This is a genomic window from Streptomyces marokkonensis, from assembly GCF_008312835.1.
GTDB lineage: Bacteria > Actinomycetota > Actinomycetes > Streptomycetales > Streptomycetaceae > Streptomyces > Streptomyces marokkonensis_A.
Genome location: NZ_VSKS01000008.1, coordinates 158,230 through 179,441 on the forward strand (window position 1 = coordinate 158,230; position 21,212 = coordinate 179,441).

The 21,212-nt window shown below is 72.0% G+C and carries 19 protein-coding genes and 3 pseudogenes; 13 read left to right on the plus strand and 9 right to left on the minus strand.

Annotated features, from left to right (window positions below; all coding sequences use genetic code 11):
* Positions 1-792: 792 nt before the first annotated feature.
* Positions 793-930: pseudogene (locus F1615_RS37120) on the minus strand (hypothetical protein); the annotation flags it as partial.
* A gap of 74 nt (positions 931-1,004) precedes the next feature.
* Between F1615_RS37120 and F1615_RS16235 the strand changes: the two are divergent.
* Positions 1,005-1,787 carry a DUF2249 domain-containing protein gene (locus F1615_RS16235; RefSeq protein WP_149549688.1) on the plus strand — a complete coding sequence of 261 codons (783 nt, stop codon included), beginning with the start codon at positions 1,005-1,007 and terminating at the stop codon, positions 1,785-1,787.
* Between the two features lie 78 nt (positions 1,788-1,865).
* Positions 1,866-2,159, plus strand: coding sequence for a hypothetical protein (locus F1615_RS16240; RefSeq protein ID WP_149549689.1), 294 nt, complete (start codon positions 1,866-1,868; stop codon positions 2,157-2,159).
* Positions 2,160-2,193: 34 nt separating this feature from the next.
* Here the strand turns inward: F1615_RS16240 and F1615_RS16245 are convergent, their stop codons facing one another.
* From F1615_RS16245 to F1615_RS16255, 3 genes are read right to left on the minus strand one after another with little or no spacing between them, the layout of a single operon-like run.
* Entirely contained in the window at positions 2,194-3,279 is a 1,086-nt protein-coding gene (locus tag F1615_RS16245; RefSeq protein ID WP_149549690.1) for a prenyltransferase, read from the minus strand.
* Positions 3,276-4,022, minus strand: coding sequence for a class I SAM-dependent methyltransferase (locus F1615_RS16250; RefSeq protein WP_149549691.1), 747 nt, complete (start codon positions 4,020-4,022; stop codon positions 3,276-3,278). The genes F1615_RS16245 and F1615_RS16250 overlap by 4 nt, the downstream gene beginning before the upstream one ends.
* Positions 4,016-5,485 (minus strand): glycosyltransferase family 4 protein, encoded by a 1,470-nt coding sequence (locus F1615_RS16255; protein WP_149549692.1) that lies wholly within the window; start codon positions 5,483-5,485, stop codon positions 4,016-4,018. Before F1615_RS16255 ends, F1615_RS16250 begins: the two co-directional genes overlap by 7 nt.
* A 206-nt stretch (positions 5,486-5,691) precedes the next feature.
* Here F1615_RS16255 and F1615_RS16260 point away from each other — a divergent pair, with 206 nt between their 5' ends.
* From F1615_RS16260 to F1615_RS16295, 8 genes are all read left to right on the plus strand, one after another.
* Positions 5,692-6,384: a TetR family transcriptional regulator gene (locus F1615_RS16260; RefSeq protein WP_149549693.1), complete on the plus strand. Its 693-nt coding sequence runs from the start codon at positions 5,692-5,694 to the stop codon at positions 6,382-6,384.
* 224 nt (positions 6,385-6,608) lie between these two features.
* On the plus strand, positions 6,609-8,015 hold the full coding sequence (locus tag F1615_RS16265; protein WP_425385646.1) for an endo-1,4-beta-xylanase: 1,407 nt from the start codon (positions 6,609-6,611) through the stop codon (positions 8,013-8,015).
* Between the two features lie 385 nt (positions 8,016-8,400).
* Positions 8,401-9,618 (plus strand): prenyltransferase/squalene oxidase repeat-containing protein, encoded by a 1,218-nt coding sequence (locus tag F1615_RS16270; RefSeq protein WP_149549695.1) that lies wholly within the window; start codon positions 8,401-8,403, stop codon positions 9,616-9,618.
* Positions 9,615-10,253 (plus strand): SCO2322 family protein, encoded by a 639-nt coding sequence (locus tag F1615_RS16275; RefSeq protein WP_149549696.1) that lies wholly within the window; start codon positions 9,615-9,617, stop codon positions 10,251-10,253. Before F1615_RS16270 ends, F1615_RS16275 begins: the two co-directional genes overlap by 4 nt.
* A gap of 157 nt (positions 10,254-10,410) precedes the next feature.
* Positions 10,411-11,538 carry an energy-coupling factor transporter transmembrane component T gene (locus F1615_RS16280; protein WP_208818339.1) on the plus strand — a complete coding sequence of 376 codons (1,128 nt, stop codon included), beginning with the start codon at positions 10,411-10,413 and terminating at the stop codon, positions 11,536-11,538.
* The gene (locus F1615_RS16285) at positions 11,535-13,193 is read left to right on the plus strand and encodes an ABC transporter ATP-binding protein (protein WP_149549698.1); all 1,659 of its coding nucleotides are present in this window, start codon (positions 11,535-11,537) and stop codon (positions 13,191-13,193) included. Before F1615_RS16280 ends, F1615_RS16285 begins: the two co-directional genes overlap by 4 nt.
* The gene (locus tag F1615_RS16290; protein ID WP_149549699.1) at positions 13,190-14,029 is read left to right on the plus strand and encodes an ECF transporter S component; all 840 of its coding nucleotides are present in this window, start codon (positions 13,190-13,192) and stop codon (positions 14,027-14,029) included. Before F1615_RS16285 ends, F1615_RS16290 begins: the two co-directional genes overlap by 4 nt.
* Before the next feature lie 303 nt (positions 14,030-14,332).
* Positions 14,333-14,752 carry a transglycosylase SLT domain-containing protein gene (locus tag F1615_RS16295; RefSeq protein ID WP_149549700.1) on the plus strand — a complete coding sequence of 140 codons (420 nt, stop codon included), beginning with the start codon at positions 14,333-14,335 and terminating at the stop codon, positions 14,750-14,752.
* A 107-nt stretch (positions 14,753-14,859) separates the two neighbouring features.
* Here F1615_RS16295 and F1615_RS16300 read toward each other — a convergent pair.
* Both F1615_RS16300 and F1615_RS16305 read right to left on the minus strand, forming a co-directional pair.
* Positions 14,860-15,173 (minus strand): annotated as a pseudogene (locus F1615_RS16300) (helix-turn-helix domain-containing protein).
* Between the two features lie 71 nt (positions 15,174-15,244).
* Positions 15,245-15,500, minus strand: a pseudogene (locus tag F1615_RS16305) (helix-turn-helix domain-containing protein); the annotation flags it as partial.
* A gap of 420 nt (positions 15,501-15,920) precedes the next feature.
* Between F1615_RS16305 and F1615_RS16310 the strand changes: the two are divergent.
* From F1615_RS16310 to F1615_RS16320, 3 genes are all read left to right on the plus strand, one after another.
* A complete protein-coding gene (locus F1615_RS16310; protein ID WP_149549701.1) occupies positions 15,921-16,847 on the plus strand; it encodes an aminoglycoside phosphotransferase family protein in 927 nt (308 codons plus the stop codon).
* Between the two features lie 121 nt (positions 16,848-16,968).
* On the plus strand, positions 16,969-17,505 hold the full coding sequence (locus tag F1615_RS16315; protein ID WP_341873442.1) for a hypothetical protein: 537 nt from the start codon (positions 16,969-16,971) through the stop codon (positions 17,503-17,505).
* Between the two features lie 255 nt (positions 17,506-17,760).
* Positions 17,761-18,552: a hypothetical protein gene (locus F1615_RS16320; RefSeq protein ID WP_149549703.1), complete on the plus strand. Its 792-nt coding sequence runs from the start codon at positions 17,761-17,763 to the stop codon at positions 18,550-18,552.
* A 93-nt stretch (positions 18,553-18,645) separates the two neighbouring features.
* Here F1615_RS16320 and F1615_RS16325 read toward each other — a convergent pair whose 3' ends face one another.
* Genes F1615_RS16325 through F1615_RS35640 form a run of 3 tightly spaced genes read right to left on the minus strand, consistent with a single transcriptional unit; the run spans position 18,646 to position 21,057 of the window.
* Positions 18,646-19,254: a DUF6262 family protein gene (locus tag F1615_RS16325; RefSeq protein ID WP_244328765.1), complete on the minus strand. Its 609-nt coding sequence runs from the start codon at positions 19,252-19,254 to the stop codon at positions 18,646-18,648.
* Positions 19,251-19,973 (minus strand): site-specific integrase, encoded by a 723-nt coding sequence (locus F1615_RS16330; protein WP_167533769.1) that lies wholly within the window; start codon positions 19,971-19,973, stop codon positions 19,251-19,253. The genes F1615_RS16325 and F1615_RS16330 overlap by 4 nt, the downstream gene beginning before the upstream one ends.
* A gap of 43 nt (positions 19,974-20,016) precedes the next feature.
* Entirely contained in the window at positions 20,017-21,057 is a 1,041-nt protein-coding gene (locus F1615_RS35640; protein ID WP_167533770.1) for a hypothetical protein, read from the minus strand.
* Positions 21,058-21,212 lie beyond the last annotated feature (155 nt).

Sequence of the window (21,212 nt, forward strand, 5' to 3'; positions counted from 1 at the left end):
CACCCGGCGCGGAGCCGGTCCTCGACGCGTGGCCGGCACCCGGCGCGGAGCCGGTGCTCGACGCGTGGCCGGGACCCGGCGCGGAGCCGGTGCTCGACGCGTGGCCGGGACCCGGCGCGGAGCCGGTGCTCGACGCGTGGCCGGGACCCGGCGGCCGGTGCTCGACGCGTGGCCGGGACCCGGCGCGGAGCCGGTCCTCGACGCGCGGCCGGGACCCGGCGGGGTGCTCGACGCGTGGCCGGCGTCCGGCGCGAGGCCGCCGGTGGCCAGGTGGAGGCGGCAGGCGTCCGGTTCGGCGAAGGGGAGGAGTTCCACCTCCTGGGGGTCCTTCCCCAGGGCGGCGAGGGCCGCCCTGGCCAGCCCCTCGTGGACGCCGCAGACGACGCCGGGGTGCTCGCGGGCCGTCTCGACGAACGGGCAGCGCGGCAGCCGGACGCGGCGCGCCTCCGGGTCCGCCTCCGGTGCGAAGCCGATCTCCCCGAGGAGGTCCAGCAGCCGCCTCCGCGCCTCACGCGGATCCGCCGACGGCTCCTGCCCGGTGGTCAGGACGTGCCCCCAGTCCTCGCCCGCGGCAAGCGCGTCCGCGCGCGGATCGGCGCTGGTACGGGCGATCCGCGCGGCCAGTACGGCGGCGAGCCCGGCGTACTCCCGGGCGGGGGACTCCTGCGGCGGGCGGGCCCGGTAGCGCCAGGCGGGCCGGCCGCGTCCGGCGGGGGCGGACCGCTCGCGGGCCGCCAGACCGTCCTCCACCAGGGCGTCCAGGTGCTCGCGGACGGTGTTGACGTGCAGCGCGCACACCTGGGCGAGGGCGGTGGCGGTGACGGGACCGGACTGGCCGCGCAGGTACTGCAGGACACCGCGCCGCTGCCGGGACAGCGGGACGCGCTGCGATCCGCTGCCGGGAAGCGGTCCGTTATTTTCCACGGTCATGTCCGTACTATATTGCAGACATCGGCCCGCACCGATCGGACGGGTCGTCGACGGCTGGAAGGAACGGCCCCCTCATGAGCACTCTCACCCTCGCATCGGACCCCAAGGACGCGGCGGCCGTCGAAGCCGTCGAGGCGCATCACGCCCAGCTGGCCGGTGAGCTGGCCGGACGGGTGGCCATGCTGATCGCCGCGGCGGACCGCGACCCGGCCGAGGCGGACGAGGTCCGCTCCGGACTGGTCGCCTTCTGCGACAAGGACCTGATCCCGCACGCGGTCGCCGAGGAGGGCACCTTCTACGCCGCCGCCCGCGAGCTGCCCGAGGCCCGCCTCCTGATCGACGGCATGCTCGCCGAGCACCGCAGGCTGACGGCGCTGGTCGGCGCGCTGCGGGAGACCGGCTCAGCGGTTCGGGCGGCGGCCGACGGCCGGGCGCTCCAGGTCCTCTTCGAGGAACACCTGGAGAAGGAGAACACCCTCGTCCTGCCGCCGCTCGCCGCGGCCCCGGACATCTCCCTCGCCGACCTGCTGGCGGGCATGCACGAACTGCTCGGCGGGGACGAGGAGGCCACGGAGGAGTCCGCGGGCGGCGGTTGTGGCGGGACGTGCGGATGCGGTGGATCGGACGACGCCGACGTGCCCGAACTCGACGTCCGGGAGGTGCCGCACGCGCTGCGTCACGCGACGGTCTTCGGCGCGCTCGGTGCCGTACCGGCCGGGCGGGCCATGCTGCTCGTGGCGCCGCACGACCCGCTGCCGCTGCTGCGGCAGATCGAGGACCGGCACCCCGGTGTCTTCTCGGTGGAGTACCAGCAGCGCGGCCCGGAGGCCTGGCGGCTGCTGCTCACCCACCGGTGAACCGGGCCACCGCCGAACTTCCGCACCGGCCCCGGGCGTTCCTGGTTTCAACCGGCCGTTCGGGGCCAGTCGGAAGGTATGTCCCCTCGATATCGCTCTGGTTCCACCTCCGCGGGGACGGTCATCGCGGTGATCGCGGACATCATGGCCGTCATCCTCGGACTGTGGATTCTGATGTACCTGCTGGACGCCAACCGGGCCAACGACCTGGTCCAGTTCGTCCATGAGACGGCCAACTGGCTCGCCGCCTGGTCGCGTGACCTGTTCACGTTCGACGAGGCATGGGCCCGGGTCGTCGCCGGCTACGGACTCGCCGCCGTGGTCTACCTGTTCATCGGCCACGCCATCGCCGGCCGCCTGCGCCGGCACTGACCCGCACCGGGCCGGTCCCCCGCGGGGGGCCGGCTCAGGCGAGCGTGCAGCAGTCCGGGTCAAGGCCCCTGGGCAGGTGGTCGCCGCCGAAGACCGCGCAGGTGGGCTCGTGCCCGCCGAGCGCGGCGACGGCCAGCAGCAGCGAGCCGGCCGTCCACGTCGTCAGCTCGCGCGGCCAGACCGCGTCGTCGTCGAAGACGTACCCCGTCCAGTACAGGCCGCTCTCCGGATCGCGCAGGTGCCGGATCGACTGGAGCACCTCCAGCGCACGGTCGGACTCGCCCATCGCCCAGAGCGCCAGGGCGAGTTCGGCCGACTCACCGCCCGTCACCCACGGGTTGGGCACCACACAGCGCACCCCGAGTCCGGGCACGACGAACCGGTCCCAGCCCTCCTCGATGCGCGCCTTGGCCTCGGCACCGGTCAGCGCGCCGCCGAGCACCGGGTAGTACCAGTCCATCGAGTAGCGGTCCTTGTCCAGGAACCGCTCCGGGTGGCGCCGGATCGCGTGCCGCAGCGCACCCGCCGCCAACTCCCAGTCGGGCTGCGGTTCTTCGCGCTGCTCGGCGATGGCCAGGGCACAGCGCAGCGCGTGGTGGACGGAGGAGGAGCCGGTGAGCAGCGCGTCCGCCGTGGGCGTGCCGTCGTCGTCGCGCCGCCAGCCGATCTGCCCGCCGGGCTGCTGCAGCCGCAGCACGAACTCCACCGCCGCGCACACGGCGGGCCACATGCGGTCGAGGAACGTGTCGTCGCCCGTGGAGAGGTAGTGGTGCCACACCCCGACCGCGATGTAGGCGACGAAGTTCGTCTCCCGGCCCCGGTCGGTGACGTCGAGCGGGTCGCCGTCGGCGTAGGCCGCGTACCAGGAGCCGTCCGCCAACTGGTGCCGGGACAGCCACAGGTACGCCCGCCCGGCGGCCTCGTGCTCGCCCGCCGTGTCCAGCGCCATCGCCGCCTCGACGTGGTCCCACGGGTCGAGGTGGTGCCCGCGGAACCAGGGGATCGCACCGTCCTCCCGCTGCACGGCGAGGATGCCGGCGACGGTCGCGGCGGCCTGGTCGGCCGTCAGGACCCCGGGCAGGACGAGGTGTTCGGTCCGCGGGGACCGGGCGGTCGTCACGTGGCGTCCGCCTCGGCCTCGGCGCGCGGCAGGTGCGGCTTGGTCGCGTAGGCCACGAAGCTCTTGCCGATCAGCGGGTTCAGCGCCTGCTCCGCGACCCGGGTGGCCAGCGGCTTCTTCATGATGTCCCAGACCAGCAGCTTGTGGTACGCCCGCACCGGCAGCGCCTTGTCGTTGTCCACGCCGAACGCGCACTTGAGCCACCAGTACGGCGAGTGCAGCGCGTGCGCGTGGTGGGACCCGTACGGCCTCAGGCCCGCCTCGCGCATCTTCGCCAGCAGTTCGTCCGCCCGGTAGATGCGGATGTGGCCGCCCTCGACCTCGTGGTAGGCGTCGGACAGCGCCCAGCACACCTTCTCCGGGCCGTAGCGCGGCACCGTGACGGCGATCCGGCCGCCGGGCCTGAGCACCCGCACCATCTCGGCGAGCACGCCCTTGTCGTCGGGGATGTGCTCCATCACCTCGGAGATGATGACGACGTCGAAGGACTCGTCGGGGAAGGGCAGGGCGAGGGCGTCGCCCTCCATGGCGGTGGCGGTGGCCCCGGCGGGTGCCTCCCCGGCCTCCTTCATCGCCGCGAACCACTTGGCGACCTCGCGGATCTCCTCGCCGTTCTGGTCCAGCGCCACGACCCGGGCACCGCGCCGGTAGCACTCGAAGGCGTGCCGGCCGGCGCCGCATCCGAGGTCCAGGACACGGTCGCCCGGGGCGAGCGGGAACCGGGAGAAGTCGACGGTCAGCACGTGGCCCTGCTTTCACGGTCGGAGCGGTCGGAGCGGTCGGAGGTGTCGGCTGCGTTCACGGGGACGGCGCCCCTGCCCGCGAGGGTGCCGGGGAGGAGGTCCGGGTCCGCGAGGGGGGCGAGGTCCGGGTCCGCCGGGGCCGGGCCGCGCGGGGCCGGTCGCGCCGCGCGCGCCATCGCCTCGCGGTAGCGGGCCACCGTGCCCTCGGCCGCGCGGGCCCAGGTGAAGTGCCGCAGGACCCGCTCGCGTCCGGCCGCCCCGAGACGCGCGCGCAGTTCGGGGTCGCCGAGCAGCCGGCTCAGCGCGGCGGCCAGCGCCCCCGCGTCACCGGGCGGTACGGCGAGACAGGTCTCCCCGTCGCGGCCCGCGACCTCGGGGATCGCTCCGCCGGTCGTGGCGACCAGCGGGGTGCCCGTGGCCATGGCCTCGGCGGCCGGGAGGGAGAAGCCCTCGTACAGCGACGGCACGCACGCGACCTGCGCCGAGCGCACGAGGTCGACCAGTTCGGCGTCCGAGATGCCCTTGACGAACTCGACGGCGCCCTCGAGCCCGTACCGCTCCACGGCCTGCGCGACCGGTCCCTCCGTGGGCCGCTTGCCGACCACGACGAGATGGGCGCCGGGCTGGTCCGCCCGCACCTTCGCCAGCGCCTCGACGAGGAAGACCAGGCCCTTCAGCGGCACGTCCGCGCTGGACGTGGTCACGATCCGGCCCGGCACGACCGCCACCGACGGATCCGGCGCGAACAGGTCGGTGTCGGCGCCGATGTGGACGACGTGGATGCGGTCCTGCCGTACGCCGAGGTCCTCGACGATCTCCTGGCGCGAGGTGCCGGAGACGGTGAGCACGGACGGCAGCCTGCGCGCCACCCGCTTCTGCATGCGCGTGAAGGCGTACCAGCGGCGCACCGAGTACCGCCGCTTCCAGTTCTCGGCGGCGTCCAGCTCCAGGCGCCGGTCGACGGTGATGGGGTGGTGGATGGTGGTCACCAGGGGGGCGCCGAGGTCGCCGAGGAGGCCGTAGCCGAGCGTCTGGTTGTCGTGGACCACGTCGAAGTCGCCGCGCCGGGCGCGCAGGTGGCGGCGGGCGCGCAGGGAGAACGTCAGCGGCTCGGGGAAGCCGCCGGTCCACATCGTGCCGACCTCGAGCGCGTCGATCCAGTCGCGGTACTCGTCGCGCCCCGGGGTGCGGAAGGGGTCCGGCTGGCGGTAGAGGTCGAGGCTGGGCAGCTCGGTGAGGCCGAGCCCGTCGTATCCCTCGTCGAGCACGGCGTAGGGCTGGGCGCCGATGACCTCGACACGGTGCCCGAGGCGGGCGAGTTCGCGGGAGAGGTGACGTACGTAGACGCCCTGGCCGCCGCAGAACGGGTTTCCCTTGTAGGTGAGGAGTGCGATGCGGAGCGGTCGCAAGCCGTCGGATGCGGGCCCCGCCGAGGGCCCGGCCTGACTGGCCTCAGCGGTCACTCTGGGCCCCCTTCTCCCTGCACTGTCCCGCGACATTACGCCGGGACGCTAACCTAGAACAAGTTTCAGAGTTGATCGTTCGGAGGATCCGAATCTACCGGCAGGTAGGGACGCTGTGAGCAGTGGATCAGGTGATTCACGCCACGGCGGACGGCGTGCCATGCTGTCCGATCATCCACCCTCACCGACTGTCACGGACGGGACCCATGCCCGCGGAAGCCCACAGGACCCAGGTGGCCAAGGCGGCGAAGCCGGAAGCCGGCGCCGCGCGCCCCGGCCCGGCCCCCGCGCTCGCCGGCCCCGCCTCCGCGCTCACCGAGCGGCAGGAGGCCCGCCGGCGCCGCATCCTCCGGGCGTGCACCCAGCTGGCCGTCCGGGGCGGCTTCGACGCGGTGCAGATGCGCGAGGTCGCGGAGTCCTCCCAGGTGGCCCTCGGCACGCTGTACCGCTACTTCCCGTCCAAGATCCATCTGCTGGTCGCCACCATGCAGGACCAGCTGGAGGACCTGCACGCGACGCTGCGGAAGAAGCCGCCGGCCGGTGAGACCCCCGCCGAGCGGGCCGCGGAGACCCTGATGCGGGCCTTCCGCGCACTCCAGCGCGAGCCGCACCTGGCGGACGCGATGGTGCGCGCCCTGACCTTCGCGGACCGCAGCGTGAGCCCGGAGGTCGACCAGGTCTCCCGGCAGACCACGAGGATCATCCTGGACGCCATGGAGCTCACCGACCCGACGCCGGAGCAGCTCGCGGCGGTCCGCGTCATCGGGCACACCTGGCACTCGGCCCTGATCACCTGGCTCTCGGGCCGCGCCTCCATCGCGCAGGTGAGGGTCGACATAGAGACGGCGTGCCGGCTGATGGACCTGACGGCGCCGGAGGCCGTCGACGCCACAACCTGAACCGAAACTTTCGACCGCTTTCCCTTGACGCAGGTGACGGCCTCCGACCGTGACGCACCTTCGGCCAACTCCCATGCCGTCCCGCGCACATGGTTGACCCCTTCCCCGGTGGTCCGTATCGTCTCCGCAGAAATTCGGAGCCGAGTCCGAAACTTTCGTTCGACCGCACAGCACTGCATGCCCGCCGATCCGCACCAACGGGACCCCACCGGAGAAGGGATGACATGCGCATGATCAGAAGGCGAACGAGGACGAGAGCCGGAGGCGCCGGCCCCCGCACCCGGGGCCGGCTGCGCGCCGCCCTCGGCGCCACCACCACCGCCCTGCTCACCGTCACCGCCCTCGCGGCACTCCCCCAGACCACCGCCCACGCCGCCGACACCCTGGGCGCGGCGGCGGCCGGGCAGGGCCGCTACTTCGGCGCCGCCGTCGCCGCGAACCACCTCGGCGAGGCGCAGTACGTGGCCACGCTCGACCGCGAGTTCACCTCGGTGACGGCCGAGAACGAGATGAAGTGGGACGCCCTCGAGCCGAGCCGCGGCTCCTTCAGCTTCAGCCGCGCCGACCAGATCTTCGACCACGCCAAGAGCCGGGGCATGGATGTCCGCGGCCACACCCTCGTCTGGCACTCCCAGCTTCCGGGCTGGGTCTCCGGACTCGGCGCGAGCGACCTCCGGTCGGCCATGAACAACCACATCACCCAGGTCATGACCCACTACAAGGGCGAGATCCACTCCTGGGACGTGGTCAACGAGGCGTTCCAGGACGGAAACAGCGGCGCCCGGCGCAGCTCGCCCTTCCAGGACAAGCTGGGCAACGGCTTCATCGAGGAGGCCTTCCGCACCGCCCGCGCCGCCGACCCGGACGCCAAGCTCTGCTACAACGACTACAACACCGACGGCGTCAACGCGAAGAGCAATGCCGTCTACACCATGGTCAGGGACTTCAAGTCCCGTGGCGTGCCGATCGACTGCGTGGGCTTCCAGTCCCACTTCAACCCCAACTCCCCCGTCCCGTCCGACTACCGGGCCAACCTCCAGCGCTTCGCCGACCTCGGGGTCGACGTGCAGATCACCGAACTGGACATCGAGGGCTCGGGCCAGGCCCAGGCCACCGACTACGGCAATGTCGTACGCGCCTGCCTGGCGGTGACCCGCTGCACCGGCATCACGGTGTGGGGCATCCCGGACAAGTACTCGTGGCGGTCGAGCGGCACCCCTCTGCTGTTCGACGACAACTACAACAAGAAGCCCGCGTACGACGCCGTGCTGAGCGCACTCGGCGGCACCCCCGGCGGCGGCGACCCGGGCGGCCCCGGTGACCCGGACGCCGCCTGCACCGCCACCTACTCCACGGCGGAGCAGTGGAGCGGCGGTTACAACGGAAAGGTGACGATCACGGCGGGGAGCGCGCCGATCACCGGGTGGAGCGTGAACGTCACCATGACGCCGCCGCAGAAGGTCCTCACGGTGTGGAACGGCTCACCCACCTGGGACAGCGGCGGGAACGTCATGACGGTCCGGCCCAGCTGGAACGGCTCCCTCGCGGCCGGAGCCTCCACCAGCTTCGGCTTCACCGTGAACGGCGGCACCGCGCCTCCGCCGCAGGTGAGCGCCTGCACGGCCTCCTGAACCGTCCCGCCGCCACCGGCCCGCACCCGCGGCCCTCCCAGGGTCCCGGGTGCGGGCCGCGTCTCACCCCCGCCGTGACCCCGGTCACGCCGCGGACCCCTCCCTCTCCCGCCTCCCGAAGCCACCCCGGGCCCCCTTCCTACGGGCGGGTAGAGTGGCGGCGTCGTCATCACACCCGTACGGGGGGAAGCCGGTGCAATTCCGGCGCTGACCCGCAACCGTGAGCCGTCCGCCGGACGGTGAGCCGGACTGCCCCGAACGGTTCGTGACCGGCTCACGTGCCCGGCAGCCCGCCGGCGCACGGGCACCGTCGAGGTATACGGAGCCGAGCCGCCGGGGTGTCCCGCGCTGCCCGGCCCTCTTCAGGGAGAGGCACCCGCCGATCATGAATGTCCGCCGCAGCGCCGCGGTCCTGGCCGCCGTCGCCGTGATCGGCGCCGCCGCACCGGCCGCCGCCGACTCGTCCCCGTCGCCGTCCCGGGCGCCGCTTCCCTCCGCCCTGTACGGCGACGGCGATCCCCAGTACGACGGCGTCTGGCGCCAGTCGCTCGCCCTGCTCGCGCAGCACACCGTGGACGTCGAGCCGCCGATGGCCGCCGTCGACTGGCTGGCCGGCCAGCAGTGCGCCGACGGTTCCTTCGCCCCGTACCGCGCCGACACCGCGAAGGCGTGCGACACGAAGACCATGGTCGACACCAACCAGACCGCCGCCGCCGTCCAGGCCCTCGCCGCGCTCGGCGGCCACGACGACGTGACGAGGAAGGCCGTCGGCTGGCTGAAGTCCGTGCAGAACGAGGACGGCGGCTGGGGCTACACCGCGGGCGGCGCCAGCGACACCAACTCCACCTCCGTCGTCATCGGCGCGCTCGCCGCCGTCGGAGAGAAGCCTGCCGGGGTCAAGAAGGACGGCAAGTCCCCCTACGACGCCCTGCTGAAGCTGGAGCTCCCCTGCGAGGGCGACGGCGCGGGCGCGTTCGCCTTCCAGCCGGACAAGAAGGGCAAGCTGGTCGCCAACGCCGACACGACGGCGGCGGGCGTGCTCGGTTCGCTGGGCGTGGGCCTGGCCGCCGAACCCGGCAAGGGCACGGGTGCGGACGCCGCCTGTGAGAAGGCGGACAGCCCCGAGCAGGCCGCCGCCAACGGCGCCGCGTACCTCACCGGCGCCCTCGCCGAGGACGGCCACCTCGTCTCCGCCCTCCCCGGCTCCGAGGACCAGCCCGACTACGGCAACACCGCCGACGCGGTCGTCGCGCTCGCCGCGCAGGGCGCCACCGAGCAGGCCGGCACGTCCCTGGCCTGGCTGGAGAAGAACGCCGCCGACTGGGCCACCCAGGGCGGCCCCGCCGCCTACGCCCAGCTGATCTTCGCTGCCCACGCCACCGGCGCGGACCCGCGCGCCTTCGGCGGCACGGACCTCGTGAAGCAGCTGACGGCGACGGGCCCGTCCGCCCCCGAGAAGGCGGCCGGGACGAAGGAAGAGAAGGAAGAGAAGAAGGACGAGTCGGACTCCGGCCTCGGTGTCTGGTGGTTCGTCGGCGTCTGCCTGGTCGCCGGTATCGGCATCGGCTTCCTGATCAGCGGCCGCAGGAAGCGGCAGCCGTGATCCGCCGGGCCACCGTACTGTTCCTGGCCGCGCTCCTGCCCCTGCTTGCAGGCGCGGGCCAGGCCCAGGCCGTCGGCTACCGCTACTGGTCCTTCTGGGAGCACAGCGGCACGGCATGGACGTACGCCACCCAGGGCCCGTCCACCGCCCGCCCCTCCGACGGCGACGTCCAGGGCTTCCGCTTCTCCGTCAGCGAGGACTCCGCCGACGCGGCGAAGCCCCGCGGCACGTCCGACTTCGGCACCGTCTGCGCGAAGACCCCCGCCAAGGACGGCGAGAAGCGTGTGGCCCTGGTCATCGACTTCGGCACCCCCGCCGACGCCCCGTCCGGCGAAACCCCGCCGGTCGGCCGCACGGCCTGCGCCCGGGTCCCGGAGGACGCCACGACGGCCGAGGCCCTGGCCTCGGTCGCCAAGCCCCTCCGCTACGACACCAACGCCCTGCTGTGCGCGATATCGGGCTACCCGGAGAAGGGCTGCGGGGAACAGGTCTCGTCGGAGAAGGCCCCTGCTTCGGCGGAGGAGAAGAGCAGCTCGACCGACTCGGGTGGCCCGTCAGTGGGCCTGATAGCCGGCATCGCGGCGGTGGCCCTCCTCGCAGCGGCAGCCACCTGGCAGGCACGCCGCCGTGCGTAAGTCACACCCACGTAGCTGCGGGCAGTCATGCCGCCCCAGCTGCGGGCAGTCGTGCCTCCCCCAGGGCCCGAAGAGCCTGGGAGGTACCCCCAGGGGCGATGGGGGTACCCCCGCTCGAGCGAAGTCGAGAGTGGGGGAGGGTGGGCGCAGCGGCACCCTGACAGCGCCGGAAAGCGCACCCACCCCCGCCCAGCCCCAGCGGCCCCGCACCCAACTGCACCCCGGCGCCTGGTGGCTCTGGGCCCTGGCCCTCGGCACCGCCGCCACCCGCACCACCAACCCCCTCCTCCTCGCCCTCCTCGTCACCACGTCCGCCTACGTCGTGGCCACCCGCCGCCCCCACGCCCCCTGGTCCCGCTCCTACGGCGCCTTCGTCAAACTCGCCCTCGCCGTCCTCCTCATCCGCCTCGCCTTCGCCGTGGTCCTCGGCTCCCCCATCCCCGGCACCCACACCGTCCTCACCCTCCCCGAAGTCCCCCTCCCCGACTGGGCGCAGGGCATCCGGCTCGGCGGCCGGGTCACCGCCGAAGCCCTCGCCTTCGCCCTCTACGACGCCCTCCGCCTGGCCACCCTCCTCATCTGCGTGGGCGCGGCGAACGCCCTGGCCAACCCCTCCCGCCTCCTCAAGTCCCTCCCCGGCGCCCTGTACGAACTCGGCGTGGCCGTGGTCGTGGCCCTGACCTTCGCCCCCCACCTCATCGCCGACGCACAGCGCCTGCGCGCCGCCCGCCGTCTGCGCGGGCGCCCCGACAAGGGTGTCCGCGGCCTCCTGCACGTGGGACTCCCGGTCCTGGAGGGCGCGCTGGAACGCTCCGTCGCCCTCGCCGCCGCGATGGACGCGCGCGGGTACGGCCGTACCGCCGAGGTGCCGCCCGCCGTGCGCCGTACCACCGCCGCCCTCACCCTCGGTGGCCTGCTCGGCGTCTGCGCGGGAACGTACGGGCTGCTCACCGCCGAGGGCGGGACGTACGGCGTCCCCGTGCTCCTCGCCGGCCTGGCCGCCGCCCTCGCGGGACTCCGGCTCGGCGGCCGGCGCACCCTGCGCACCCGTTACCGCCCGGACCCCTGGGACGCGCGGGCCTGGCTGGTCACCGCGTCCGGAGTCGCCGTGGCGGCGCTGCTGACCCTCGCGGCGTCCCGCGACCCGGCGGCCCTGCATCCCGGTGTGGTCCCGCTCGTCGCCCCCACCCTCCCCCTGTGGCCGGCCGCGGCCGTCCTGATCGGCCTGCTCCCGGCCTTCGTCACCCCCGCACCCGCCTCCACTCGCAAGGAGCCGACGACGTGATCCGCTTCGAGAACGTGTCGGTGACGTACGACGGCGTGCCGGAACCCGCCGTCCACGACGTCGACTTCGAGGTCCCGGAGGGCGAACTGGTCCTGCTCGTCGGCCCGTCCGGCGTGGGCAAGTCAACGATTCTGGGCGCGGTGAGCGGCCTGGTCCCGCACTTCACCGGCGGCACCCTGCACGGCAGGGTCACCGTCGCGGGCCGCGACACCCGCACCCACAAGCCGCGCGAACTCGCCGACGTCGTGGGCACGGTGGGCCAGGACCCGCTCTCCCACTTCGTGACGGACACGGTGGAGGACGAACTCGCGTACGGCATGGAGTCGCTGGGCCTCGCCCCCGACGTGATGCGCCGCAGGGTCGAGGAAACCCTGGACCTCCTCGGCCTCGCCGACCTCCGCCACCGCCCCATCTCCACCCTCTCCGGCGGCCAGCAACAGCGAGTCGCGATCGGCTCGGTCCTCACCCCCCACCCCCGGGTCCTGGTCCTCGACGAACCGACCTCCGCACTCGACCCGGTGGCGGCCGAGGAGGTCCTGGCGGTCCTCCAGCGCCTGGTCCACGACCTCGGCACCACGGTCCTCATGGCCGAGCACCGCCTGGAACGCGTCATCCAGTACGCCGACCAGGTGGCGCTGCTGCCGGGCCCCGGCGAGCGCCCCTGGCTCGGCACCCCGGCGGAGGTGATGGCCGTCTCCCCCGTCTACCCCCCGGTGGTCGACCTGGGCCGCCTGGCGGACTGGTCCCCCCTCCCCCTGACGGTCCGCGACGCCCGCCGCAAGGCGGCCCCGTTGCGCACCCGCCTGGCCCACCACGAGCCCCCGCAGCAGCACGACCCCACGCCCCCACCCCCCACTCGCCGCCTGTTCAAGCGCACAAAGCCAGACCACGCAATGACGACTGCCCCCGTGGCCGAGGTGCGCTCCCTGGCCGTACGCCGCGACCGCGTCCAGGCACTGCGCGATGTCGACCTCACGGTCACCCCCGGCGAGACGATCGCCCTCATGGGCCGCAACGGTGCGGGCAAGTCGACGCTGCTCAGCGCGCTGGTGGGGCTGGTCGCCCCCGCCTCGGGCTCGGTCCGCACCGGCGACGCGATCCCCCACCGCACCCGCCCTCGTGACCTGGTCCGCCGGGTCGGTCTGGTCCCCCAGGAACCGCGCGACCTCCTCTACGCCGACACGGTCGCCGCCGAGTGCGCGGCCGCCGACCGCGACGCGGAGGCACCCCCCGGCACCTGCCGCGCCCTCCTCACCGAGCTCCTCCCGTCGGTGGCCGACGACACCCACCCCCGCGACCTGTCCGAGGGCCAGCGTCTGACCCTCGCCCTGGCCGTGGTCCTCACGGCCCGCCCGCCCCTGCTGCTCCTCGACGAACCGACCCGCGGCCTGGACTACGCGGCGAAGGCCCGCCTGGTGAAGATCCTCCGCGGACTGGCGTCCGAGGGCCACGCGATCGTGATGGCCACGCACGACGTGGAACTGGCGGCGGAACTCGCGCACCGGGTGGTCCTCCTCGCCGAGGGCGAGGTGATCGCGGACGGTCCGTCGGCGGAGGTGGTCGTGGCGTCCCCGTCCTTCGCGCCGCAGGTGGCGAAGATCCTGGCCCCGCAGCACTGGCTCACGGTCTCCCAGGTCCGGGAGGCGCTGCGATGACGACGCTCACTCAGCGCACGGACCGCCAGGCCCGGGCCATCCGCCTGGGCCCCCGTTCCTGGCTGGCCCTCGCCCTGGTCAGCGCGGTGGGCGTGGTCGGCTTCGGCTGGCCCTTCCTTGCCCCGCCCTCCTCCACGCTGAACGCGCACGCCCAGGACGCGCCGTGGCTCTTCGCCGGCCTCCTGGTACTCCTCGTGGCTGTCGTGGCGGCGACGATCTCGGAGTCGGGCCTCGGCCCGAAGGCGGTGGCGATGCTGGGCGTCCTCGCCGCCACGGGTGCGGCCCTGCGCCCCATCGGCGCCGGCACGGCCGGCCTGGAACCCATGTTCTTCCTCATGGTCCTGAGCGGCCGGGTGCTCGGCCCGGGCTTCGGCTTCGTCCTCGGCTCGGTGACGATGTTCGCGTCCGCCCTGCTCACGGGCGGTGTCGGCCCCTGGCTGCCGTTCCAGATGCTGGCGATGGGCTGGTTCACGATGGGCGCGGGTTTCCTGCCGGGCGCCGATCGCCTGCGCGGCCGCGCGGAGGTGTGGATGCTCGCCGCCTACGGCTTCCTGGCGGCGTTCGCCTACGGCACGGTGATGAACATGGCGGGCTGGCCCTTCATGTCGGCGCTGGCATCGAACATCTCCTTCTCCCCCGACGCGTCGCTCCCCACCAACCTGGCCCGCTTCGTGGCGTACTGCCTGGCGACCTCCCTCGGCTGGGACCTGGGGCGGGCCCTGGTCACGGTCGCCCTGACCCTCACCGTGGGCACCCCGCTCCTCAAGGCCCTCCGCCGAGCCACCCGCAGGGCGGCTTTCGAGGCCCCGGTCACATTCGACGACGCCCCTCGGTGAACCGCCGCGCGCACCGCGTGACCGGGACGGTGAACCACCCCACATGACCCGCGTCACATACGACCCGGCACCGTAGCGACGCACCGGGCCGCGCACGGCGTCCCGCCCCCCGAGCCTCACCACTCCGACCTTCGGTAGTAAAAGGGACCTTTGCGGGCAATCCCGGGATTTGTTTCTGTGGAGCAGTCGCCAGGCGCCGACGTACCCACCCGGGTCGCGGCGCCGACGCATGCCCCCGCCGCACACCACGGCATCCGGCACGGCGTAGCGCGACCGCCCTGCTCCCCGACCGAAAGGCCGCCTGTGTCCGCCGCTTCCCTCCTCCGCACCGTCGCCACCCCGAAGAATACCCTCGCCGGCGCCGCCCTGGTCGCCGCCACCTGCGGCACCCTGATCGCCGCCGCGCCCGCCCAGGCCGCGGCCCCGACGGGCGCGTCCTCGGCCCAGGCGACCGCGAAGAAGATGATCGGCAACTCGGCCGAGTTCCAGTGCTTCTCGAACATCGTCCAGCACGAGAGCGGCTGGAACCCCACCGCCACCAACGCCTCCAGCGGCGCCTACGGCCTGGTCCAGGCCCTGCCCGCCTCCAAGATGGCCTCGGCCGGCTCCGACTGGAAGACCAACCCGGCCACCCAGATCAAGTGGGGCCTGGACTACATGAAGGACCGCTACGGCAGCGCCTGCGGCGCCTGGTCCTTCTGGCAGGCCAACAACTGGTACTGACAGCCCCGCATCCCCCATACCGAAGGCGGCGACCCCACGATCCCCGGGGCCGCCGCCTTCGCCATTCTCAGAGCTTGCCGGTAGCGGGCACCCTCCCGGGAGGACAGTCAGGCAGCCTGGTGGTGCGGAGTGAGCTCGATGGTCAGGTCGGCATCGAGGGCACGGGCCAGGCGCCGGAGGAGCGGAATCGTGGGCACGGTGCCGCGCCTTCGATCCGGGAGATCTGAGGCTGCTTCATCCCACAGCGCTCGGCCAGTTCGGTCTGGGACAGGCCCAGGACGATGCGCCGGTCGTAGACCATCTGGCCGAGCTCATGGGCCAGTTCGGCTTCCTCGTACAGGCGGTCGTACTCGGCGTTGTCATCGACCGCTTCGCCGAGGAGCTTGCGGTGGCGGCGGGTCTTCCACTCTGCGTGGTTCATCGCAGTTCCTCCTTGATCGGGCGGCTGTAGACCTCGTGATCGGCCGCCGCGGCGTGACCGGCCTCGCATGCGAGTTGGCTTCGCATCACCAGCGTGACCAGCCGGGAAAGCAGTCCACCCGTACCCAGCGCCGCATCCACCCGATCGCTGAACTCCTGCGTCGGCGACTTCCGCGCCGTCTCGATCTGGCCCACCAACGAGCCCGTGTAGTTGACGATGTCCCCAGTTGCCGCTGCGTCAGGCCTGCGGCCTCTCTGTGCGAAGGAGTTCGAAGCCGTAGTAGTCCAGCGGTGACGCGCCCGGGTCGAGGACGTTGATGTGGGTCACGGGGAGCCCCTCTCGCGCAACTCGGTCCACGCTGGGACCGGTTGTATTCGTTCCATAGCCGAGCGTAGTCAGCGAAGGTCAGCCTTGAGGTGTGAACGAACACATTCCCCTCCTTATCTAGAACTGTCGAGCGTTTGCGCAGGCCGTGGCGTTTCAGGGGGTGAGGGACGTTGGGCACGTTCCGTTGAAAGATGCGGGAACGGAGGGCTGCCCCTGCGCGCGTCGGAGTGCTAGCGCAGAGACGGCCAGTTCCAGGAGACCAGTGCGTTCTCGTTGCGGTTGATCAGGGTCACGGTGCGCGGGTAGGCGACCCGTTTTCACACCTGGCAGGGTGATCCTGTCTGGACGGGAACGGGCGTGGCGGTGGGCATTCCGGAGAGTGGGAATCCGCTCCGCCTGTCTCACGTACCGTGGCTTCGCGTGACAGACTCCGAGATCGAGATCACCGCAGAGCTGGTACACGGTCTTCTCAAGTACCAGCATCCGGACCTGGCAGGGCTGGCCATCCGCGAGGTACTGGGCGGCTGGGACAACCAAATGTGGCGCCTTGGCGATGAGTTGGTCGTGCGCATGCCGCGCACGGAACGTGCCCCGGAGCTCCAGCGCAAGGAGCGCCGGTGGCTGCCCGTCCTGGCTCCGCGCCTTCCGCTTCCGGTTCCGACCCCTGTGCGGATAGGCGCACCGTCCGCGCGTTTCCCGAGGCCCTGGAACATCATGACGTGGGTTCCCGGCGAGCCACTCGACTCCGCCTCGATCAGCCGCGGCGACCACGCGGCCGACACTCTGGCGGGTTTCCTCAGGGCGCTCCATGTGGAGGCGCCCGCCGAGGCACCGACCAGTTCGGACCGCGGCGCTCACCCCAAGAAGTGCACGGACGGCTTCGAAAAGTTCTTGCAAGCCATTGCCCCGGGCGGCATTGCCGCCGACGTCCGGGCCGTTCGGGACGTCTGGGACGATGCCGTTGCGGCCCCCGAGTGGGAGGGCCCGCCGGTATGGGCGCACGGTGACCTCCACCCTGCGAACGTCGTCGTCTCGGACGGGACGCTCTCGGGCGTGATCGATTTCGGTGACATGTTCGCTGGCGATCCGGCGTGGGACCTCGCGGCCGCGTGGCTGCTCCTTCCCGCGGGCACGGGCTCACGGTTCTTCGAGATGTACGCGCATGCGGACGAGGCGACGATCCGGCGCGCCCGAGGGCTCGCTGCTCTGAAAAGCCTCTTCCTCATCCTCATGGGCCAGAACGGGGAGCGGGGCCTTCCTGGCGGCAAGCCGACATGGGGACCCGCAGGCCGGGCGGCGCTCGACCGTGTTCTGACGTCCAGCTCGGGCCGGCCCTCTCCCGCATAGGCACCGCTCCCAGATCGGAGCCGTAAGCAACGCTGATCTGCGTCCGGACGCGCCCGAACTGTTCGCGGCGGCGCTGGCCCGCCTGATGACGGCAGCGCCGTCAGTTGCGGACGTACCGTCGTTGGCTCCCGCGCCGCCGTGGAACGGCTGGGACCACGACGATCCGCGGCCCTGGCCGTGGCCGGACGACATGGACGAGGACCTCAACGACCGCCCCGGCCCCGACTGGCTGGACGAGACGGCCCGCCGAGTGCGCACCCGACTGCGATGCACCGCTCTGCCCGAGGTGGTCGGGCACGGCGACTTCGAGTCCCAGAACATCCGCTGGAACGGCGACAGGCTGCACGTGGTGCACGACTGGGACAGCGCGGTCGCCCGGCCCGAGGCGGCACTTGCCGGGCTGGCGGCCGCGGTCTTCCCCGCGGGCGGGCCCGAGAACCGGCCTGCGACCGTCGCCGAGACCGAGCGGTTCCTGGCCGCATACGCCCGGGCCCGCGGGCGGCACTGGACGCGTGAGGAGTCCGAGGTGGCCTGGGCCGCGGGGCTGTGGGTGCTGGCCTTCAACGCCAAGAAGGCCTCGGTCGCCCAGCCGAACGGCTCCGCCGCCACCAGGCTGGCCGAAGAAGCACCTGAGCGGCTGCGCCGCGCGGCCGCCTGATCAACCGGCCTCGCACGGTCACTGTCAGGTGACCGTGCCCGTCACAGCCCTCGGCGAGTGGCTGTGACCAAGGGGGGCCGCGTGCTGACGTCTCCCCGAATGCCCTGCCCCACGGCCCGGCCGGAGGTAGGGTCCGGATGTGCGTTGATCTTCCGGGCGGCGGCCCTGTGCAGCCGCAGACGGTGCAGGGCGCCTCTCGAAGCAGGGGGCCGCCCCAGCAGGCATACCCGTCATCACCTCGCGGAGATCCCCACCATGACTGCTCAGCAGCCTCTCACCTACGACGCGCTCGTCGAACTCGCCACCGCTGATCCGGCCGTCGTCGGCCTCGTCCTCAAAGGTTCCCGAGCCCACGACGGCATGATCACCCGGCACTCTGACCACGATCTGTACGTGGTCCTCGCCGACGACGCCACGACCGACCTCACCCGGCTCGCGGGCCACCGCACCGCCGAACTGGACCTCGTCATCGTCTCCCTCACCGAGTTCCGCGCAGCCGGGATGCCCGGTTTCGAACGCTACGCCCTCGCCCGCGCCCACGTCGTGCTCGACCGGCTCGACGGAGGCATCGCCCGGATCCTCGCCGACAAGGCCCGCCTGGGGGTCGATGAGGCCTTCCAAGACGCCAGTGGCTGGCTCGACGCCTACGCCAACTCGCTCTACCGCTCCGTCAAGAACCACCGGGACGGCCAGGCTCTCGCCGCTCGCCTCGACGCCGCCGACAGCATCCGGTTCCTGCTGGAGCTGCTCTTCGCTCTCGACCGTCGCCCCCGCCCCTACAACAAGTACCTGGAGTGGGAGCTCGACCAGCATCCGCTTCCGGGCTGGGACACCGACGTGTTACTCCGCGCCGTGGACCGCATCTCGGCAACGGGCGACGTATCCCTGCAGCGGCACCTGTTCACCTGTGTCGAGACGGCGGCTCGAGAGGCCGGGCACGGCGAGGTACTGGATGCGTGGGGCGAGGACCTGGACCTCATGCGACCGCAACAAGAAGACGGGGAGACTCCCTGCGGCCGTGACCCACGGTCGCAGGCGATGCCGTGACTTCCCGATAGGGGTCCGGCCAAGATCATCCCACTGCCGCTTTTGGGCTCACCTTGGCCGAACCCCCGAGGGCCGGTGACGGCTGCCGGGTGGTCATGTGGACAGTGCGACTCCTTTGCTCTGGTTTTTGATCACCTGACGGAGGCTGGTGCGGGCGGCGGTGAGTTCGTCTTCGAGCTCGGTCACGCGGCGGGCAAGGCCGTCGGTCTCGGCGGTCTTGGCGCCGAGGAGTGCTTCCAACTCGGCTTTAGACCGGTTGAGTTCATGGACCCGGGTGGTGAGATCGACGGCACCGATCTGGTCGAGCTGCTGGCCGAGGTGGAGGCGCGCGTTGCGCTGGAGCTGGTCGCGTTCGGCGCGGAGTTTGCGGATCTCCTCGCGGGCCAGTTCGAGATCGACGCGGAGGCTGGTCAAGCTGGCCGAGTTGTCCCGCATTGAGGGGCGAGGTGGGACCTGTCCGTTGATGGCGGCCTCAACGTGTTCGCGCTCGCGCACGCCGTCGGCATAGGTGAGCCACGAAGAGACGCCGGCGGTGCGAGCGACGGCAGCGTGTGTAATCTTCTCGCCGCTCTGCTGAAGAGACCGGATCGCTTCAAGGACGCGGGCGCGCTTGGCCCGGCTGTCCCGGCGCCGGACTTCCTTCAGGACCTGCGCGGGAGTCCGGCTCTGCGCGCTCGAGTTCGTCGCCGATGACTGGGTCACGAGGCGAAGGGGTCGGCGTCCATCGCCTTGGCGGTGAACCGGTCGGCCCGCAGCGAGTTGATGTGCTCCTCGATGTCAGGGAGGTAAGAAGGGTCGGGCCGGTAGAAGCCGCAGCCCGCGCACTGGAAGCGGATGGGACACGCGCTTCCGCCGGCTTTGACATTGGATGGTTCGCGGCAGTTGCCGAACGGCACTGCGACGGAGCGTGCCTCGTAGGCGGTGTTCGATGTGATTGGCGCCGGCTTGACCGAGCGGTCGACGACGTGCATCCGCATCGTGGTGACGGCCTCGCGTTTCCGCTTCAGCGAGACCTTGTAGTAGCCCATGGTGGTGCTGAAGTTCCGGTGATCCATCAAATCGCGCAGGACGTCGGGGGCGACTCCGGCGTCCGCGTGCCGCTGGGCGTAGGAGTGCCGGAAGGCATAGGGGTAGATCAGCGAGCGGTCGAAGGACAGCGGCGAACCGTCAGGGCCAGGGACGTCCGTGGTGAGGCGGGGGATGCTATCGACCCACTGCCGCAGGCTCTTGGAGAGGTTGCTGGTGCTCATGTGGGCCTGGGCGTGGTCGGCGGTGACGGCCGGGAAGAGGTAGCGGGCACTCTGGGCGGGAACGTCGAGCCGGGCTCGGATCGGCAGCCATGCCCGGATGGTGTTGGCGGTCTCCTCCTCGATCGGGAGTCGTCGGCGATGGTGCTTGCTCTTGTGGTTGTCCCAGATCAAGTCCGGCCCATCGGTGCCGTCCTTGACGCAGTTCTGGTAGAGGCTAGATCTCGCCGGGGCGGCGGCCTGTGTCTCGCAGCACGATGTAGGCGGTGCGGAACATGTGCCGGATCTGGTCCGCGGTGAGCTGCCCGTAGGCGATCTCCCTGCCGAGGAAGTCGAGGTGCTGGTCGAGCTGTGCGATAACGGGTTCGGGGATGGCCTTTCCCTCGTTGTCCTCGTCGTCATCGTGGCCGATGTCGTGCCAGCGTTGCCGTCTGAACGAGGTGGGGACGCCGTTCATGAGGCCGGTGCGGCGGCCGAAGTCCAGCAGGCTGAACCAGCGGTTGGCCATGCCGCGCTGGGTGCCGCGCGCCATGATCTCCCCGTCCTCACGCCGTATGGCCCGGATGCCGTCCACGACGGTGTCCATGTCCGCGCCTCCGAGGCGGCCGGGCTCGGTTCCTCCGCCGGGTCGCGCCGCGAGGCGGCCGGACGCCATGGCCGTGACCCTGACGGTGTCCCGCAAGCGAGCAGTGGCGGGATCGGTGTCCCTGGCCCAGGTCAGGGCCGGTTCACGGAGCCAGGGCTGGCTGATGGCGGTGAAGTCGATCAGGCCGCGGGTGGCCCGGCGGCGCCCCGACTTCGACTGGCTGGAGGGGATGCTGATCGCGGTCAGGTCCCAGATGTGCTTATCCGTGGGCTTGATGCCGCGCATCTCCTCGTGGCCGATGAGCAGCGTCCGGTGGAACTCCTTCACGTGGGCGTTGGTGTTGGACAAGGTGCCTTTCGATGTGAGCACCAGGAGGTCGCCGAGGTCGGTGCCCAGCAGATGGGGAAGGTGCGCGAGGGCCTTGGCCATGAGCCGGACACTGGTCGGGTCGGCCTTGGCGCCGCGCGCGTCACGCTGCTGGAGTCCGTAGAGGATCTCCCAGCGCATCACCGGTGAGAACGGGACCAGCGAGAACTGGTGGGCGTAGAGGAACGGCGTCTGCCGGGTGACCCACTCCTCGACCGGCTCGTTAGGGGCTTCACACCCGTACTTGTTGTGGTGGTAGGAGCAGAGCGTCTTGAGCCCCCACCGTTCCTGTTCGCACCGCATCACCACGCAGAGCGGGGCGCCCTCCGTACACGGTTCCGGGCCCGTGCGGGCCCAGACCTCGGTGGTGATGCCGGATTCGCGTACGGCCTTCGTGCTCCAAACCCGGTGTGCTTGATGCAGAGCCGTTGGCAGTACCTCGGCTGAGCGCATCGCTGCCC

Coding starts and splice junctions, on each gene's coding strand:
- F1615_RS16235 (WP_149549688.1), top strand. CDS start 1,005: ATGAGCACTCTCACCCTCGCATCGGACCCCAAGGACGCGGCGGCCGTC.
- F1615_RS16240 (WP_149549689.1), top strand. CDS start 1,866: ATGTCCCCTCGATATCGCTCTGGTTCCACCTCCGCGGGGACGGTCATC.
- F1615_RS16260 (WP_149549693.1), top strand. CDS start 5,692: ATGCCCGCGGAAGCCCACAGGACCCAGGTGGCCAAGGCGGCGAAGCCG.
- F1615_RS16265 (WP_425385646.1), top strand. CDS start 6,609: ATGCGCATGATCAGAAGGCGAACGAGGACGAGAGCCGGAGGCGCCGGC.
- F1615_RS16270 (WP_149549695.1), top strand. CDS start 8,401: ATGAATGTCCGCCGCAGCGCCGCGGTCCTGGCCGCCGTCGCCGTGATC.
- F1615_RS16290 (WP_149549699.1), top strand. CDS start 13,190: ATGACGACGCTCACTCAGCGCACGGACCGCCAGGCCCGGGCCATCCGC.
- F1615_RS16320 (WP_149549703.1), top strand. CDS start 17,761: ATGACTGCTCAGCAGCCTCTCACCTACGACGCGCTCGTCGAACTCGCC.